Source organism: Virgibacillus sp. AGTR (assembly GCF_016919725.2).
Taxonomy (GTDB): Bacteria; Bacillota; Bacilli; order Bacillales; family Amphibacillaceae; genus Virgibacillus; species Virgibacillus salarius.
Map to the genome: position 1 here is coordinate 34,763 of NZ_JAJERH010000007.1, position 17,084 is coordinate 51,846.

General features: G+C 36.1%; 18 protein-coding genes. 5 read left to right on the plus strand and 13 right to left on the minus strand.

Annotated features, from left to right (window positions below; all coding sequences use genetic code 11):
• Window positions 1-205 precede the first annotated feature (205 nt).
• The 4 genes from JUJ52_RS05140 to JUJ52_RS05155 all read right to left on the minus strand — a co-directional run bounded on the left by JUJ52_RS05140 (window position 206) and on the right by JUJ52_RS05155 (window position 5,072).
• On the minus strand, window positions 206-1,366 hold the full coding sequence (locus JUJ52_RS05140) for an MFS transporter (RefSeq protein ID WP_205389714.1): 1,161 nt from the start codon (window positions 1,364-1,366) through the stop codon (window positions 206-208).
• Between the two features lie 271 nt (window positions 1,367-1,637).
• Window positions 1,638-2,690 carry a Gfo/Idh/MocA family protein gene (locus JUJ52_RS05145; RefSeq protein WP_205389288.1) on the minus strand — a complete coding sequence of 351 codons (1,053 nt, stop codon included), beginning with the start codon at window positions 2,688-2,690 and terminating at the stop codon, window positions 1,638-1,640.
• 233 nt (window positions 2,691-2,923) lie between these two features.
• Complete coding sequence (locus JUJ52_RS05150) at window positions 2,924-3,772, minus strand: HAD-IIB family hydrolase (RefSeq protein WP_205389286.1); 849 nt, start codon at window positions 3,770-3,772, stop codon at window positions 2,924-2,926.
• A complete protein-coding gene (locus JUJ52_RS05155; protein WP_026682353.1) occupies window positions 3,759-5,072 on the minus strand; it encodes a DegT/DnrJ/EryC1/StrS family aminotransferase in 1,314 nt (437 codons plus the stop codon). Before JUJ52_RS05155 ends, JUJ52_RS05150 begins: the two co-directional genes overlap by 14 nt.
• A 95-nt stretch (window positions 5,073-5,167) precedes the next feature.
• On the opposite strand from JUJ52_RS05155, the gene JUJ52_RS05160 reads away from it, so the two are divergent.
• A complete protein-coding gene (locus tag JUJ52_RS05160; protein WP_166529977.1) occupies window positions 5,168-6,160 on the plus strand; it encodes a LacI family DNA-binding transcriptional regulator in 993 nt (330 codons plus the stop codon).
• A gap of 68 nt (window positions 6,161-6,228) precedes the next feature.
• Here JUJ52_RS05160 and JUJ52_RS05165 read toward each other — a convergent pair whose 3' ends face one another.
• The 4 genes from JUJ52_RS05165 to pssA all read right to left on the minus strand — a co-directional run bounded on the left by JUJ52_RS05165 (window position 6,229) and on the right by pssA (window position 9,477).
• On the minus strand, window positions 6,229-6,984 hold the full coding sequence (locus tag JUJ52_RS05165) for a YqcI/YcgG family protein (protein WP_026682352.1): 756 nt from the start codon (window positions 6,982-6,984) through the stop codon (window positions 6,229-6,231).
• 60 nt (window positions 6,985-7,044) lie between these two features.
• Window positions 7,045-7,674, minus strand: a complete 630-nt coding sequence (locus JUJ52_RS05170) for a LysE family translocator (protein ID WP_166529979.1) — start codon at window positions 7,672-7,674, stop codon at window positions 7,045-7,047.
• 285 nt (window positions 7,675-7,959) lie between these two features.
• Window positions 7,960-8,619, minus strand: coding sequence for a DUF3889 domain-containing protein (locus JUJ52_RS05175; protein WP_205389285.1), 660 nt, complete (start codon window positions 8,617-8,619; stop codon window positions 7,960-7,962).
• Window positions 8,620-8,790: 171 nt separating this feature from the next.
• Window positions 8,791-9,477, minus strand: coding sequence for a CDP-diacylglycerol--serine O-phosphatidyltransferase (pssA, locus tag JUJ52_RS05180; RefSeq protein ID WP_026682349.1), 687 nt, complete (start codon window positions 9,475-9,477; stop codon window positions 8,791-8,793).
• 533 nt (window positions 9,478-10,010) lie between these two features.
• Here pssA and JUJ52_RS05185 point away from each other — a divergent pair.
• Complete coding sequence (locus JUJ52_RS05185) at window positions 10,011-10,793, plus strand: phosphatidylserine decarboxylase (RefSeq protein ID WP_205389713.1); 783 nt, start codon at window positions 10,011-10,013, stop codon at window positions 10,791-10,793.
• On the opposite strand, the gene JUJ52_RS05190 is transcribed toward JUJ52_RS05185, so the two are convergent.
• From JUJ52_RS05190 to JUJ52_RS05205, 4 genes are all read right to left on the minus strand, one after another.
• Complete coding sequence (locus JUJ52_RS05190; protein ID WP_308036003.1) at window positions 10,786-11,385, minus strand: DedA family protein; 600 nt, start codon at window positions 11,383-11,385, stop codon at window positions 10,786-10,788. The genes JUJ52_RS05185 and JUJ52_RS05190 overlap by 8 nt on opposite strands.
• 599 nt (window positions 11,386-11,984) lie before the next feature.
• On the minus strand, window positions 11,985-12,668 hold the full coding sequence (locus tag JUJ52_RS05195) for a YetF domain-containing protein (protein WP_228088844.1): 684 nt from the start codon (window positions 12,666-12,668) through the stop codon (window positions 11,985-11,987).
• A gap of 220 nt (window positions 12,669-12,888) precedes the next feature.
• The gene (locus JUJ52_RS05200; RefSeq protein WP_121604128.1) at window positions 12,889-13,653 is read right to left on the minus strand and encodes an HAAS domain-containing protein; all 765 of its coding nucleotides are present in this window, start codon (window positions 13,651-13,653) and stop codon (window positions 12,889-12,891) included.
• 28 nt (window positions 13,654-13,681) lie between these two features.
• Window positions 13,682-13,993 (minus strand): PadR family transcriptional regulator, encoded by a 312-nt coding sequence (locus tag JUJ52_RS05205; RefSeq protein ID WP_205389712.1) that lies wholly within the window; start codon window positions 13,991-13,993, stop codon window positions 13,682-13,684.
• 202 nt (window positions 13,994-14,195) lie between these two features.
• On the opposite strand from JUJ52_RS05205, the gene JUJ52_RS05210 reads away from it, so the two are divergent.
• Genes JUJ52_RS05210 through JUJ52_RS05220 form a run of 3 tightly spaced genes read left to right on the plus strand, consistent with a single transcriptional unit; the run spans window position 14,196 to window position 16,201 of the window.
• Entirely contained in the window at window positions 14,196-14,573 is a 378-nt protein-coding gene (locus JUJ52_RS05210) for an SLAP domain-containing protein (RefSeq protein WP_121604127.1), read from the plus strand.
• A gap of 57 nt (window positions 14,574-14,630) precedes the next feature.
• Complete coding sequence (locus JUJ52_RS05215; protein WP_205389284.1) at window positions 14,631-15,593, plus strand: D-2-hydroxyacid dehydrogenase; 963 nt, start codon at window positions 14,631-14,633, stop codon at window positions 15,591-15,593.
• 47 nt (window positions 15,594-15,640) lie between these two features.
• Window positions 15,641-16,201 carry an HAD hydrolase-like protein gene (locus tag JUJ52_RS05220; RefSeq protein ID WP_205389283.1) on the plus strand — a complete coding sequence of 187 codons (561 nt, stop codon included), beginning with the start codon at window positions 15,641-15,643 and terminating at the stop codon, window positions 16,199-16,201.
• Window positions 16,202-16,513: 312 nt separating this feature from the next.
• Here JUJ52_RS05220 and JUJ52_RS05225 read toward each other — a convergent pair whose 3' ends face one another.
• Window positions 16,514-16,744: a hypothetical protein gene (locus JUJ52_RS05225; protein ID WP_205389282.1), complete on the minus strand. Its 231-nt coding sequence runs from the start codon at window positions 16,742-16,744 to the stop codon at window positions 16,514-16,516.
• Window positions 16,745-17,084: the final 340 nt, after the last annotated feature.

A 17,084-nucleotide genomic window follows, 5' to 3' on the forward strand; every position in this document is an offset into this window, starting at 1 on the left:
TTTCCTTCTGCACTTCTCTACGTTTCCGGAGATAGCGTAGTTGATTGTTCGTCTTTAGAATGGAGCTTAAGGAATTATGTGTCCCTAACAGATTATCAATCTCTTTCGCGAAATTTCTGGTAGAATCTGTAACAGAATATGAAATAAAGCAAAAGATATAAATTATCGTGGCTGCTCGTATTAATATCATCAGACAAATAATACATTAAGAGAGCTTTTGCGTTGAATTGACTTTCACTGTATCTTCATATTTTATCTTTGTTGATAACCATATCAAAATAGCAGCCATAATCGTAAAGATAAGCAACGTATGGCCATTTTCTATACTCCAGCCAATCAAAAGAGATATTATCGCTCCACCAAAACTAGCAGCGGCTATAAATATACTCGTAACCTCATCAACATATTTCCCAATGATAATAGAGCTCAATGTCAAAACGATAGGGAATATCCCCGCAATACTGAATGCGATTAGGAAAATATTTACTAACTGTAGTAACGGGTATGCAATATAAGGAAAAAGATTCAAGAAAACGATCAATAACAAACAGCTTACAATTAGATAGTTTGAATAAGTAATCTTTTTACTCAAATTCCCGATAACTAATCTCCCTAATACAATCCCACTCCAGAAAACAGATACACTAATTAAGCTATAATTCTCAAAGCCTAGATTTATCATGATTACGGGTAAAAAATTCGCCAGGTTCGTTTCAATTCCTGCATATAAAAAAGCAAAACATGCAATTAAAAATAAAAATTTAAATTTTATCGGATGATGAATAAAGTGTTGAATAACTTTATTATTATCCGGTGCTATATGAAATTGATGTTTCAAGTCGTTTATTTCAAATTGATTTTTTGACAATAAGATAGACCATCCGACTAGCATTACTAGTAGTAGGGCAAAAAGAACGTAGAAAGGTAAGAACCAGTTTTCTATGTCTATAAAAATGTGTACCAAAATAGGGAAAGTAAATGCACCTAACCCGAAAAATACTTCTAATTTACTCATTTTTTCTACATTATCTTTGTGAGTTGCTATGATTAAAGAGCCTATTGTCGTTTCTAGAGTTCCAGCACCATACCCTAATAAAAACATCATGATACCAATATAGTACCAATCCTTTATAATAAAGAATCCGCTCAATACAAGGATTAAAACGATTAAACCAAACGTAATGACCTGAAGATGGTTATATCTTTTTACGATCATTGGAGATAGTATTACCCCATTTACAAAACCGAAAAACTGAAAAAATATAATAACAGATAGGTCATTTGCTGCAATGTTGAAATAATCTAATAAGTATGGTGTGAGGCTTCCTATACTTATATGAATTACACCAACTACGAAGTAAAACATACATCCGAAGATGAATATCCCTCTCACGGTATCACTCCTATTGAAAAAACAGGGACTTTTAAATCCCTGTTTTTTATTGGTTCAGGAAATTATAAAATTTGCCTGTGTGGATACATAGGCGCGTATTGAGCTGCGTCCAGTTCCAGCGCCCAGAAACGATGCGAATTCACGAAACCCCTAATCTAAATCAACATCGGCTCGCAAGCTCACTGTGATTCCTTTACCTTCGTTGATTCGCTCCAGTCCTACGTTTCGCTTGTGCTTTTGTTCTTTAACTCGTTACAAGCTCCTGATATTTGTTTGTTTTTTCCTTCTGGAAGAACATCTCTAATATTTCTTGAGAACGATATCCATCTGCAAAAGTTGGTATATCGACTAAAGGTTTCTGGTTTGCTTTGTTAATCCATGCAATTAACTCATTTCTAAATGAATCAGCCCACCCATAAAACTCAGTTGGAGGGTTGTATAGTAAAGTAGGTGGTACGGAATATTCTTCCTTGTCTATACCAGCTTTTAATTCATATACAAGAGGATTTTTGGTATGATATTTAAATTCCTTTTTATGACCAATAACCTCTATTCCAAAACCGCATTCTTCTATATCAGATATTTTCGAAGTAATTAAGTTAACAAAAACTTGGTTTTCCAGCTGTCCGAAGACTTCAGCATAATCATCTACGTGTACATGTTTATCTTCTTTTGTTTTAACATTTGTTTCTATTTTGACATTTACGGTTTCTTCTTTGAAGTTACTTTTAAATAAGTACCAAATTAAATCAATAAGGTGAATCCCCAGATCTCCTAGCGTTCCACTTGTTTTTTTACTATTAGCGTCGTCTCTCCAAGTATACTTTTTTCTCCTTAATGCACTGTTCTTTTTAAAATGAATTTTAATTGCTAGTACGTGCCCCAGTTCGTTACTGATAATTAGGCTTCTAAGGATGTTAACTATTTCTAAATAGCGGTAGTTAAAACCCATAACAGCTAAGGCGCTGTTTTGTTCTGCCGTTTTTCTCATTAGGTTCGCTTCTTCAATAGATATTGCCATGGGCTTTTCGCATAATACATGCTTATTTTCATACAATGCCTGTAATGTATGTTCCTTATGACAAAAGTTCGGAGATGCAACGATAATACCATCTACATCTTGCATCAGCTCAGCGTAATCAGGATATGATTTTCCACCGAAGCTTCTTACAAATTGTTCAGAATGATGATTATTTATGTCATGTACACCAACTAGTTCAACATCTTTAATAGTAGATAATGCTATTGCATGTGCTTTAGCTATACCTCCAGCCCCAACTATCCCGATTCTTTTCATCATTATTCCTCCTAATTATTTAACGTACTGTCAAAAGTTTCCTTATAAAAACGTACTGCTAATAAACGAGGTTATTTATGAGGTGACCCGCAATCCAATAAAAGGATGTAACTAATAGTACCTTCATGTAATGAACCCGTTCGTAAATCATTTCCAAAAATAGAAATCGATTAACGTCAAGACGCTGCCGTTTGCGTCTGTCATGTTGTTTTCATAAAACTTTTTACACTACCTTATTGAATAATTGATTTTAAAGCATTCATGATACCTTGAGAATATGGACCAGTAGATATATGCGTGTGATTATCCTTAGCCTCTTTAACTGCATTTTCTACTAAGTAACCATGTTTTACCGCTTTTAGCATTTTTAAGTCGTTTCCACTATCACCAAATGCAATAGCATATTCTGGATGTACTTTATATTTTTCTAACATAAACCTCACAATTTCATCCTTCCCAGTACCTGTTGGGATGAAATCTATATCGTAACTGTCTTCCGGATCCCCAGCAAGCGGGTTGCAACGGTTGATATTTACGTTAAGACCAAATTTCTTAACAACTTCTTTAATCTTTGATAAATTCCTCTTATCCATCTTTGTATCCATGGAAGATCGATAGTAAAAATTTTTTTTATAACGAGAACTTCCTAATTGGGTTTGTGGACTTAATTCAATGTCTTCCTTGTTTAATAGAGATATGATCTCATCAATATTTTTTTTGTTAAAGTTTGTTTGGTCGATGGTTGACTGCCAATCCAGATCCTGTAGAAGAAAATTATGGTCAAGAAAATAGGTGATTTCTGTTCCTAGATCACTAGCGATAAAATGAGGAAATGACCTGAATTTCCCTTTTTCCATTTTATGCAATACAGATTCCAAGCTGCTTCCTGTAACCCATCCAATTAATAGTAATCCTTGCTGGCTTTTCTCCTCTAAGTAATCTTCAAGTTCATACAATGCCTTTTGTCTTTCATTAGTCATTTCATGAGGGTAATATGTCTCATCAAAATCACTGAAAACAATGTATTTAGGAGAATCAACAGTCGGTAATAGTCTAAATCCCCCTTTACTACTTGATAACATGGTATAAACCTTCCAATACCAAGTTTTGCTCTTCTACGGCTAAGTCAGGATATAGTGGTAAATGCACTATCTCCCTATGTGCTAATTCTGTCTTAGGTAAATGCACTTCCTGATAATTTACTTTAACTAAATCCGTATCTTGTTTGTGTGCCAATACTGGATAGAATAAGTCAGTTTCAACATTGAATTTCTCTTTCATTGCTTTCATAACGTGATCCCTACGATCGTTTTTAATTTTGATCGGAAACAAGTGCCAAACGTTATCTCCATTTAATTCAGGAATTTCTATTAGTCCCTCATTCTGTAAGGTACTCAATTTAGTAATATATCTATTTGCCAACAAAAGTCGCTTAAAATTATTTAATGATAAATACTTGATTCTCTGTAATCCGATAGCTGCTTGTAAATTATCCATTTTTGAATTTAAACCGTAATCTATTGCTTTCACATTTTTTTTACCTGCTGCAAATCCATGATAGCTATATTGGATACATTTCTCAGCAAGTTCTTTATTGTCTGTGGCAATTGCTCCACCTTTTCCACATACTCCAATGTTTTTATAGGGATTAAAACTTAATGTGGTAATGTCTGCCTTTTCACCTAGATTAGCTATACCTATTGCTTGACATGCATCTTCAACGACCTTTAAGTTAAACTGATCAGCTATATTTCTAATAGAAAGCATATCTGCATGTTTGCCATAAATATGTACTGGCAAGATAAACTTCGTTTTACCCGTAATAGCTGATTCAATTCTATTGCTATCGATGCAATAAGTGTGCGGATGTATATCTACATATACTGGTACACCTCCAGTTGCAAGCACGGCATTCTCGGTGGCGGCGAAGCTATTAGCTGGCATTATAACTTCGTCTCCTTGCTTTAGACCGGATGCTAATAAGCTAATCATTAACGCATCTGTACCACTACTTGTTGCTATCACATACTTTTTTTGTAAGTAAGATGATAAGACGTCTTCAAATTCTGTTAAATATGGACCACTTGTATATTGTCCAGTCGGTAATACGTTTGATAAAGTTTCTAGAATATCATTTACCTCATCTTCAGATATCAGACGATTTACAGGCATGAATGGAACCTTATCTAGTGGTTCTGATTTATGATTCAAAATATCCTTTTCCAAATCAAAATCTTTTTCACTACAAAATGTTGCATGTAACTTCTGATTTACGATGCTATCTTGAATCTCAAAATGATCTCCTTGTAATTTACTACTTAGATTCTTTAATAACCACAAATTTGTGTCGCTTTTACCAGTAACTTGGACAATAGTTTTCAACAACTGCTCCCTCCCTATATAATATGATTAAGTCGTATTTATCCTAATATATGGAATCGATATCATGTCAACAACTTTTTTTAAGGAGGGAAATAATGGCTACAATAAATGAAATAGCTAGATTGTGTAATGTATCTAGAACCACGGTATCACGAGTACTGAATAATCAGCCTTATGTTTCCAAGGAAAAGCGTGAACAGATATTACATGTAATAAATCAGCTTGATTATACGCCAAGTGGTCTTGCTCGTAATTTTCGGGCCAAAAAGAACTATATTATTGCAATATCTATTCCGAGAATAGATCATCCCTTCTTTGCCCAATTAATCAAAGGTGCTGTCTCCTTTAATGCATTAGAGAAAAATTATAAAGTTCTTATCTTTCAAACTTTTTATAACAAAAAAATAGAATTAAAAGTCTTGGATTTACTAAAAAAGAAAGAGATTGATGGGGTAATTTTGTGTTCTTTAGAAAATAAATGGGGACTTATTGAACCTTATTTAAAAGAGGGTCCAATTTTATTGTGTAATGAGTATCACGATTCAGCTCCAATCCCAATTATAGGGTATGATGAATTTGATGCCTCCTATAAAGCAGTTAAATATTTAATCAAAAAGGGACATAGAAAAATTGGGTTTTGCTATGATCTGTCTTATAGTCAAGCGCAAAAAGAAAGAAAAGCAGGCTATTTAAAAGCTTTATCCGATTATGATCTTCCGTATGTAGATGAATGGTTTTTTGGTAAGGCATTTAATATTGAAGATGGCTTACGAATTTTTGAAGAGCTGATAAATGTAAAAGAAAAACCTACAGCTTTGTATACAGGGAATGATCAGGTTGCTGCAGGTGTTATTAAAAAAGCAATTTTATCCGGATACAAAGTCCCTGATGACTTAGCTGTTATTGGCTATGATAATCAGCTGATTTGTGAGGTTACAACTCCAACAATTACAACTATCGAAATACCAATAATAGAACTAGGTCAACAGGTTGTTTTAGAATTACTAAAACATATTGAAGAGGGTGTTGAACTGAAGCGTGAAGTTATGAAGCTTCCCACTAAACTAATCATAAGAGAATCAACATAATCATTCTAGGTTCACCTAACCATCCGTGGGAAAAATAAAACCCCCCACGGATGGAAGGTTCACTTTATTTAAAAAAACGTTGTAAGCTTGCTTTTCATACGTTGAAATGGACAATTGTTCGGGCTCGTGTCATCATCATTTAGAAAGTACTGCTTCCACTCATGGTTATCCTCTTGGCCATACCATTTGAGATCAGGATGCCCAGGAATGCCGTCATAGTCTGTGAGTCGCTTGCGGATAATGCTTTTCATTTTACGTCCAAAAGCAGTGGACTCGTTCATTTCTGCAAATACCCATCTTGGCTGAAAAGCCATGAGGAAAAAGGGGAAGTGGCGGCTTTTCCTTTGATGGTGAGCTGGTGTAGCACAAAAGGCAAAGTACGGCTCGCCATGAAAGCAAAATTCCCATTTATGATGAGCGGGATCTGTCGGAATATCCTTGGGCCATGCTGCTTCATCAAATGCTGTTACATGATTTAAAATGGACCAGAACAGCTCTCGATAATCCGCTTCCGCGTAACGATTTCTAATTTCCTTAGAGGTTTGAAAAAATACGGCTAACGATGTATAGTTTCCTGCATTTCGTGAACAATCGCTATACTCTCTTAAAGCATCAGCAAGCTGCTTTACAGTACTTTCTTTGTTTGGATCACCTGCAAAAAGAAATCGTAAATGATTAGCTAGAAACCCTTGACGTGCAGGGACACATGGATAGGTGTTTGTATCAGCAATCATGGAAGAGAAGGATTGAAAGGCTTCCTGTTGCCATTTCGGAAGTATTTCCAGCTGTTCATCTAGCTGCTGCTTATCATAAAGTAATCCCATTTGTTTTTCCTCCTTCTACCATACTGTATTATCGAAGGAGAAATTGGGTGCATGCCTATGCTAATTCGCTAAAAGAATATATGCTTGATACCCGAAATATAAACCAAACCCAATTAGAATGATGCCGGCAATCACCGATATGTAATTAAGGGTCTTTGATTGAAAAAACTTACGAAACGTACTTGCTAGCCCAGCCATAAACACGTCCCATATGAGGATTCCTAGAAATATGCCGCTACTAAATAGGAGAAGCTGCTGATTGCTATATTGGTCACTAGTCTTCGCTAATACTGCTCCGTAAATCCCCAACCAAAAAACGATATTTAGCGGATTAGAGATTGCCATAAAAAAGCCTGTCCTAAATGATTTTCCTTTTGTTGATGCAGCCAGCGCTTTATCTTCTCGTAAAGCTTTTCTAGCACTTAAAATACTTTCAATACCCGTATAGATTAAAATGAAGAAGCCAAATAACCAGAGAAAGGTTTTCATCAAGGGTGTAGTCAAAAACTGGGCAACACCAAAATAGATAAGCACCATAAATAGGAGGTCACCAAGCATTGCTCCCAAGCCGACGAGCCAAGCATGAAGAAAGCCATGATGTATTCCTTTATTTAATTGAGCAGCGTTAATAGGACCTACTGGAGCAGATAAAGATAGTCCAAGAAGTATATAGCTAAAAAAGGTGTTCATAAGTGGCTCCCCTCCCTATTTAAAAAATGCGGTTTACAATTTTTGGGTGGTATTATTTAATGAAAAGCTTGTTGTATAGCTATCGAGAAGTTCTTAATAGCTTATAATACTATTCTATTCCAAAATGAAGCTTGTACAACCTTTAATTACCAGAAAAGAAGAGTAAATGAAGAGTAACCATATATGAAATATTCCAGATCCATCAATGCTTCCATTAGTTTTTTCCTTTTTCTTCCTAAAAAACAACTTCGGTATCATACCGAAGCTGTATCTGTTCATATTTCATCAAATTTCTTTTATATCAAACGATATCACTTTATCTGTTTTTGGATTATAAACGACGGTCCCTCTAACGGTGATTTTATCCTGCGGTGCTTGTAACACATATTCATATACTTCCTCTGTTCGTGTTGCGGAAACCTCTGTTTTTCTTACCTTACTATACTCTGTTATTTGGTAATTAGGGTAAGCAGTTTGTGTTATTTCCAACAGATATTTCCCCCATTTTTCTTCATCTAATTCAGGAGAGGGTATAATGTCAATATGAATGACACCCATATTTACATTTGCTCCTAATGTTTCGAATGCTTTGCGATGAAGATTAATCCTATTTGGAGGATAGTTTGGAACCTGGTCAACGACCGTTACTAGAATTTCTCGTTGACCAGGTATGGATAGATTTCTTATTTTTAGCGTTTGTCCGCATTGGTAAGGAGAGTTTTCCCCTACCGCCGCCGTCATATACAGATTATCTGACCATGGAATACCACATTGTGTAATTTGTCCTCCATCCGTCCATGTAGCCTGCCCTCTAACTGGCTGCTGCCGATCTTGGTTATATGGGGGTGCGGTGTATATGTCGCTATAGCTATAATATGGAGCTTGTGTAAAAGGATAGGCTGGATGGGGACGTTTACTCTTATAGTGATCATTTGGATAATACATCTTTCTTCCTCCCCTCTAGACTCATGTACCGTTACTAACATATGAGTGATGAAGGTTGACCGGTGACATTCCCCTTTTGCCTAAATTAGTCTGATTATTCTTTACAACCCATTTCCTAAATCCATAACAGCTTTATAGTAGCGTCCTAGATACATAGTATCTTTACATGTATTATCTTGTTTCTCTTACTTTGACAAATCGATAAGCTACATAAATTAAATAGATAGGTGTTGCTACATAAAGTAAATATGGAAATCGGCCATGTGACTCGATATTCACTATAATTAATAATGCACCTAAAAAGACAGTCACAATAGTTCCGTAGCGAGGTAAAGGAATTTTTTTAAAGCTTGGAATTTTAATCGTACTAATCATTAAAAAACATAAAGCAGTAAAGACAACCGTTGTTACAATACTAGGAACTTCATTATTAAACAAGGTTAATAGTGCTAATATGCCGCCAGCAGCGGTGATTGGTACACCAGTGAAATGATTCATGGATTGTTGCTCAGATGTAATATTAAATCGTGCTAATCGGTATGCGCCGAATAAGGGAAATAATCCGGAAACTGCAAATCCTAGCATGCCATTATTAAAAAATACCGTATAGTATACTAAAAAGCATGGAGCTACACCAAAAGTTACTATATCGGCTAAAGAGTCTAATTCTTTACCTAATGAACTTTCAGCATGAAGCATTCTAGCGATCCGGCCATCCATGCTGTCTAGCATCATGCCGATAAGAACGAGAACAGCAGCATTTTTATATTGACCTGAAGCGGCATAACCAATGGATAGAAAGCCGCAATAAAGATTTCCTAGTGTAAAGATATTTGGTATTTGTTTCCTTATATTCATGATGTCCTCCTAATAAGTCTATCAATATAGTTGGGTGAATTTCGTCATGTAACTAGTCTTGTAGAATCTAAAAATCTGTATGTAACTAGTGAAAATATAGTTGATGGCCACTACAAGTCAATTACTTTCTGTGTGTGGCTTCGCGAGTTTCCACGTTGCTTCTACGGGGGCTTGTCTGAACGCGCTATACCGTAGGAATAACCGCCTATCGTTTGTATGTATGGAATGAGCGTCATTGCTCGTGCACGAATAATTGAAATTAATTCATTTAAAAACAGAATACAACGCGTTCCCCATTTACTTTGCTGTTAAAGAAAATTATACTATATTTTGTCGAAAGAGATTTACAAAGTTGCTTTATCCCGCATATAACTGGCAGTAAGATCCGCACTTCAAGCAATAAAGTGAAACAATAAGGGTAAGTGAGGATCAACTGCCAGTAAATGTCCGATTGGTTTAACTACCAATTCGTGGTGGATAAAGAAAACCCTACGGATGGAAGTTTTCACTTTATGGTATTGGAGGGACACACATTGTTAAAGGCACTACTTAAGCTACTTGTAGAACTAACCGGAAATCGATATATATCTAAGTTACTAATAGCTGTGACAACATCAAAATCTAGTCGAATGCTAATTCCTTTGTTTGTAAAAGTGTATCGGATTAATCTAGCAGAGATCAAGCTTCCACTTTCAGAATACCAGAGTCTTCATCATTTTTTTACTAGAGTACTGAAGCCGGGAAGTCGACCAATCGACAATCATGAAGGGGCTCTTGTCAGCCCAGTTGATGGTGTTATTCGTGCGTTTGGCTCGATAAGCGAGACAGAAACATATGAGGTGAAAGATAGGCAGATTTTATTAGAAGAAATGCTGGGAAGTAAAGAAAAAGCTAATCAATATAAGGACGGAAAGTATATCATTCTATATTTATCTCCGCAGCATTATCACAGAATTCATAGTCCAATCAAAGGGCATATTAAAGGGAACTGGACACTTGGAGGTAAATCCTATCCAGTAAATAGGATTGGTATAAAATATGGAAATCGCCCATTATCTACAAATTACCGCATCATTACAGAAATAGAAAGTAACAAGAAAAATATTGCAGTTGTTAAGGTTGGCGCTCTAAATGTAAATAGTATCCATCTTACCAATCAACATGAACAAGTAGAACCGGGAGAAGAGTTAGCTTATTTCTCATTTGGGTCCACCGTCATATTATTAATAGAAAACGACAACTTTCAGTTTGCAGAAGATGTATCAGCATGGCGTGAAATAAAATATGGAGAAAGTCTTGGGGTTATTGCTAACTAGCTTTCTCCCTTTTTTTCGCCCATCTTTTCCCATAAATATAAAGAATAATGATAAAAAGCATGATCCAGAATATTTTGGTGCTATGAAGAAAGACGTGCTTGATAACTTCCCAGTTATTACCTAAAATCATTCCTAAAAAAATAAATGTCGATACCCATATCATTGCACCAATATAAGCAAAAATAGAAAAATATAAATAGCGGTAGCTTGTTATACCTGCCATATAGGCGGTAATATGTCTAACCCCAGGGATGAAATAGCCGGTTAAAAGAAAAAATCCACCAAATTTTCTAAAGCTATGTTGCACCCATGTAATATTTTTTTCCGTTATATGTACTTTAGGACCAAATCGTTTAATAAACGGTAGCCCTAGTTTTTGCCCAAGAAAATAACTAATCGAGATACCTATGACAGACCCTAATATTGCTACAAGAAGTGATAAGGATAGTGACATACGACCTGCAAATACGCTGTAACCAACGTAAGTGAGTAAAAACTCATCAGGTATTGGTAACCCAATAATACCTAAGATAAGAACAATAAAGATCCCTATATAACCGTAATGTGCAACAAAGCTCCCTAAGTCTGACATGTCCATCCTCCATCTCTATTGGCTGTTTCAATTCATTAGCTGTCTATCTGTCTATTTATCCCACATATAACTGGTAGTAAGCCCCGGTTATGCAATAAAGTGAAACCAAAATGGATAAGTATGGATCAACTGCCCGTAAATGTCCGATTGGTTCCAAGGCCTTTAGATCATACTTCTGTGGTACAAACAATCGGTGAGGGATAAACAAAACTCCCCACGCATTGAAGTTTCACTTTATTTGATAATAATCGCTTAATTTCCATTATAGATTATAACATGGACTCTATCATACTTACTATGTTGAAATAGGATTGAATAGTATGAAAGATGGTGACGGTGGCTAATAATAACGGCGGTTTTGGACTAAACATCGCGGAGAGGATAGTTAGCCTTATCAACTATACTTTTTAATAAGTTTTTAATTAATTAGGTCAATAATAAGATGATAGGTGCTTAAAGAAGGTGTAATAAAAGCGTTCGATATTAAATATTTATACCTTCTAAAGGTAGTAAGGCATTTTAATGTTGTTTCAACCTCGATATGAACATTGCAAATGGAATAATGTTTACTAACCTCCATTAGAATACTAACTATGAAATTACATTAATCTATATGGAATAATCATCATTCCATCGTCTTCTAGCCATTCAGCAAAGAGAACATTTTCAAATTTATCTATCCCTTTGCTTAATAATTGATCGTTAAGCCAGTGCATGTCTTTGTTTATCTCTTCTAGATTTTCTTTAATCAATTTCCCATCAGAAATTAACGTTATAGGCAGATAAATGGTGAAAGCAGGGAGGTTGAAATCTTGTAAGGTTGTCTTTTGATATTTTGCTTTTTTTAATACACTAATAGAACCATTTGGTTCAATAAATGCAAATGATACTTCCCGAATGGAGAAGATTTCACTTTGACGGAGTAAACTTTGTAATTGGTTTATATTCATTCGACATTTTTTTAACTGCTGATAGTCAACTTGTCCATTTCGAATTACCATGGAAGGCTTACCTTCAAATAATTTTCTTAAAAATAGAGATTTTTGACCGATGTAATCAAGGAGAGATAGTAAACCTCCCCAAATAAGGATTGCTACAAAGATATGCAAGATAGGGACCCTTTCTTCATAAATTGCATTTCCCAACAACTCGCTTAGCACGATTGCAGAAATAAAGTGGAAGGGTGTAAACTGATCGATTAACTTTTTACCTAATATGCTGATAAAGACAAATAGAAATAAGAAACCTATCGCTAGCTTCATAGACATTTGAATGATTTCCACAGTTTATTCTCCCATCTATTGTTCCGTACTCATATATTCATAGTTTTACCAAGATTGTTTCGATACATACAGAAATATAAGATAAAAAGCTTTATCTCATCCGTTTATATGTTGCTTTATTTCAATATATGAAAAGGAAGGGGTGTCCAATGTTTTTAGCAAGCGTATGTAGAGTAGTTTCTATCGAGGCTACAAAATTTGCTGAAAAAAGCCGTACTCATTATGAATGAGCGCGGCTTAATTTGCTATGAATAACAAGGTAAATGGCAATACCAACGAAGCTGATGGATGTTCCTAAAAGGAGGTGAAGCGTTTCAGAAATATGAAAGGAATGCAAAACGGTATCTGGTAAGATTAGTAATGCTAGAATAATCAACATGGCCCACGTTTTTGCCCAATATGAAATAGCTAGTAGTAAGGCGAGTGTAAGGATTGCAGTAATTATCATACCAAGCATTTCTAGATGGATAACGGGTGTTTCTATTACTTCGTTTAAAAAGATTAAACCTATGTACAAACTAATTGGCAATAGGCCAAGTACGTAAAAAATGACATATTCGACTATTTTGGAAAGATTATGTGCAGCAATATATTTAAATGCTTGAAATACACAAATGATAAAAACAGTAGCAATACTTAAGTAACCAATGATTTCTAATAGAGAATAGGACACGCTCCCCTGAAACAGGTCATTCATGATAATAAAACCAAAGGAGCCAAAAACAATAATAACAATATACGTAAACCATTCCTGATAGTCTGTTAGCATTTCATCAGAGATTTGATCCATATATGCCTTAGGCGATTGCCCAACAATGTTATCAATTGACTTGCCATCTCGCTCTGCCTCGATGAGGTGCACTTGTAATTCCTCTACGATATCCTCAATTTCATCTGCGTTTTTTCCACTTGAGAATAAATAGATGCGTAAATCTTCTAAGAATCGTTTACTCTTTTTCGAAAGTACAATACGATTTGTATTCATTTCAACATCCCCTTTATGTAAATAAGCTTTATTTTGTCTCATCGCTCAGTACACGGTTTACGCTTGCTTGCAACGTTTGCCACCGCTCCATAAAATGTTGTAATTCGCTTTCACCTTTTTCTGTCAGTGAGTAATATTTTCTTCTTGGTCCAGCAGTTGATTTTTTTAAGGTTGAAGTTACTAGCTCTTCTTTTTGCATGCGCATAAGTAATGGATAGATCGTTCCTTCGCTAAATGAATGGAAGCCGTAGTCTTCAAGCTTTTCAGCTAGCTCATATCCATATACCTCTGTATCCTTAATAATTGCTAGCAGACAACCATCGAGAATACCTTTCATCATTTGAGTTGTAGACAATGGAGTAACACCTCTTTCTTTACCTTGTATTACAAGGTAATGCAAATATATGATTATTTACCTTGTAATGCAAGGTATTTGTTTTTGTAGTTAAAAAATAATGGGAAAGTGCATTACACAGTAGCCAGTGGAAGAGTAATTTTCATGTAAATGATATACTAGTGGAAGAAAGGAAGAGGTGGTTAACATGCAACGTTTAGTCTTTGAAAAGGCGTGGGACAAGACAATTGATTCACAGGATAGACAGGACCTCTTGAAAGCATTTGAAAAAGCAAATCAAGCAGATCATCCGGAACGGTTTATTCCATTTTGGCAAGCGCGTAATCACCGTGATGACCTTCTTATTACAGTAATCATTCAAAATCTAACGGACGATATTCTGACATTGGATGGTGTGCGTTTGACCTACGATGAAAAAGGTTATGCAATTGCTACCCATACCTTTTCAGATGCAAGGTTAACGCTTGAGCCTAGATGTAGTATGCCGTGGACATTTATTTTTCCTAAGTCTACGATACAACAAGAGCCTGAATTAGAGTCTGGTTATGTAAGAGAACGGAACTAAAGTAACTATTTCTTTAAACTAGAGGGGCCGGCTAGCCACTTCATATAGGAGGAAATGATGAAGAAGCGAACCTTAGTGATAAATCTTGATTTGGACGAAACACAGATAAACACAATAAAAGAAATAATACCAGAATGGAGGGTAGTGGCAGATAAACATCCTGAGAACGTATTGGAGCAATTATCAGAGGCGGAAGTGATTCTGCATTGGAAGAAAGCGATTGCCCCAACCATACTGGAGCAAAATACGAATTTGCAATGGGTACAAACATGGAGTGCAGGGGTGAACAGTCTTCCGCTTGCGACTTTAAAAGAAAGGAATATTGTAGTAACAAGTGCGAATGGTGTGCATGCTTATCCAATTTCAGAGACTATATTTGCTTTAATGCTTGGACTTACTCGTAAAATTCATACGTATGTTCGTCAGCAGCAAGCAAAGCTATGGCATCATGCTCACCTCAACCAAGAGATTCATGGCAAGACCATTGGAATCATCGGCGTTGGAGCAATCGGTTTAGAAACAGCTAAAATTGCAAAGGCATTTGGGATGCGTGTGCTTGGTGTACGACATTCCGGAAAGCCGACAGATGATGTGGAGCAGATGTATCGAGCTGATCAATTAGCTGAAGTTCTGCCGCAATGTGATTTTGTCGTAATAACCTTACCGTTAACCGAGGAGACGCAGCAGATGTTTGCAGCTCAGCAATTCCAACAGATGAAGGAAACCGCCATATTAATTAATATAGGACGTGGTCCAATTATTAATGAGCAGGATCTTGTCCATGCTCTGCAACAAAAGCAAATTGCTGGAGCGGGGCTGGATGTATTTACAACGGAGCCATTACCATCAGAAAGCCCACTTTGGTATATGGAAAACGTCATTATAACACCACATACAGCTGGTTCTACTGAGCATTATGCTAAGCGCGTCATCGATGATATTTTTTTGCCCAACTTACAGCGCTATGCCAAGGGAGAATTACCAAATATGAATGTTGTTAACCTGGAAAAAGGGTATTAATGTCGCCATCGTTTAGCAGCCGATTAAGAAGCAAAGGAATGATTTAATTGAATATATTATGGGATTTTGATGGTACATTAATAGATACATACCCTCGTTATACGGAATGTTTTAAGGAGGTATTACAGGACAAAGCGGATGAACACGAAATTTATCAACAATTAAAGATTTCATTTGGTCATGCTATTACCTATTTTAGGATGACAAGAGAACAAGAAGAAGAGGTGAGACGTCTCATAGATCATATCTCGCCCGAAGAAGTAAATCCTTTTAAGGGGTTAGAACATGTCTTGCAATTTGCTGATACCAATGTCATTATGACGCATAAGGATCGTAAAAATTTGCTACGTGTATTAAACTACCATGGTTTAGCGTCATATTTCACGGATATGGTGACGATCGATGATGGTTTTCCTCGTAAGCCGAATACTTCCTCATATGTTTATTTACATGAGAAATATCTGCTTGATTTAGCTGTAGGTGATCGCGAAATTGATCTGATCCCAGCAAAGAAACTAGGAATAAAAACATGCAGCTTCCAAAATCAATATATTTCAGCTGATTTCTACCTTACTAGTTATACTGATTTTTTTGAGGTTGTAAAATAGTCGTAGCACATACCCTCCTGAACGAATGGTGATATAACACCCGCCCGTTTAGATAAGTCTGTTGTACAAGGATTTATCCCACATATAACTGGCAGTAAGAACCACACTTCATGCAAGTGAAGCTAATATGGATAAGTGGGGAATCGACAGTAAATATCCGATTGGTTTAAAGGCCTTTAGGTCATACCCTTGTGGTACAAACAATCCGTTGGGGTCAACAAAACCCTTACGGATTGAATCTTCACTTTATTAACCAATAGGATGGATGGTTATAACTTTTCCATGGTTTAGCTTCTTATGGATGGAAATACATTATATACTTCCACCCGCACTGTTTGTGGAACTTGACTGTTTCCTTTTTTCAATTGCATTCACTCCCATGACTACAATGACGAGTTCTGCCATGCTTATATGGTTCGTGTGTTTAACTAGTTCATAAGCAGGGGAAGAAAAGAAATGATTCATTCGCTTAAACATAGCAATTTCATTACCCTTCGTATCGACAACAGTGAATGCTTTTGAGAAGGTAGGAGAAGTTATCATATAAGTCCCCCTGCCAGTAGTTTTGTAGCTATATTTTTTTGAGAATGAGAACCAGCTTGTTTTTAATACAATTCCGAAAGAAGTCTCCATCTTCTAGCGTGTGAAGGGCGTATCCCAACGGTAAGGGTGGTAAGTGGTGGGAGTAGTTCACTACACCAAGCACTTCGCATTGTGATCATATACCGTCCATTGATTAGAAAAGGACGCAAGCTTTCCTGAGGCTTGTTTGACTTGCTTGTCATCATATACGGCAACTCCAGAGCGAGAAAGCAGTCTTTAAATCAAGATAGCCTATCTCCTCATTATGCTTATTCTTCATAGTAGTATAGCCGGATGATAA

What these genes read in the sequence shown, in the direction of transcription:
- JUJ52_RS05175 (WP_205389285.1), bottom strand. Translation starts at nt 8,619, where the DNA reads ATGTATTATCCAAATGATCACTATAAGAGTAAACGTCCCCATCCAGCC.
- JUJ52_RS05215 (WP_205389284.1), top strand. Translation starts at nt 14,631, where the DNA reads ATGAAGAAGCGAACCTTAGTGATAAATCTTGATTTGGACGAAACACAG.
- JUJ52_RS05210 (WP_121604127.1), top strand. Translation starts at nt 14,196, where the DNA reads ATGCAACGTTTAGTCTTTGAAAAGGCGTGGGACAAGACAATTGATTCA.
- JUJ52_RS05140 (WP_205389714.1), bottom strand. Translation starts at nt 1,366, where the DNA reads ATGTTTTACTTCGTAGTTGGTGTAATTCATATAAGTATAGGAAGCCTC.
- JUJ52_RS05225 (WP_205389282.1), bottom strand. Translation starts at nt 16,744, where the DNA reads ATGATAACTTCTCCTACCTTCTCAAAAGCATTCACTGTTGTCGATACG.
- JUJ52_RS05205 (WP_205389712.1), bottom strand. Translation starts at nt 13,993, where the DNA reads ATGATGAAAGGTATTCTCGATGGTTGTCTGCTAGCAATTATTAAGGAT.
- pssA (WP_026682349.1), bottom strand. Translation starts at nt 9,477, where the DNA reads ATGAATATAAGGAAACAAATACCAAATATCTTTACACTAGGAAATCTT.
- JUJ52_RS05160 (WP_166529977.1), top strand. Translation starts at nt 5,168, where the DNA reads ATGGCTACAATAAATGAAATAGCTAGATTGTGTAATGTATCTAGAACC.
- JUJ52_RS05165 (WP_026682352.1), bottom strand. Translation starts at nt 6,984, where the DNA reads ATGGGATTACTTTATGATAAGCAGCAGCTAGATGAACAGCTGGAAATA.
- JUJ52_RS05200 (WP_121604128.1), bottom strand. Translation starts at nt 13,653, where the DNA reads ATGAATACAAATCGTATTGTACTTTCGAAAAAGAGTAAACGATTCTTA.
- JUJ52_RS05150 (WP_205389286.1), bottom strand. Translation starts at nt 3,772, where the DNA reads ATGTTATCAAGTAGTAAAGGGGGATTTAGACTATTACCGACTGTTGAT.
- JUJ52_RS05170 (WP_166529979.1), bottom strand. Translation starts at nt 7,674, where the DNA reads ATGAACACCTTTTTTAGCTATATACTTCTTGGACTATCTTTATCTGCT.
- JUJ52_RS05145 (WP_205389288.1), bottom strand. Translation starts at nt 2,690, where the DNA reads ATGAAAAGAATCGGGATAGTTGGGGCTGGAGGTATAGCTAAAGCACAT.
- JUJ52_RS05190 (WP_308036003.1), bottom strand. Translation starts at nt 11,385, where the DNA reads ATGTCAGACTTAGGGAGCTTTGTTGCACATTACGGTTATATAGGGATC.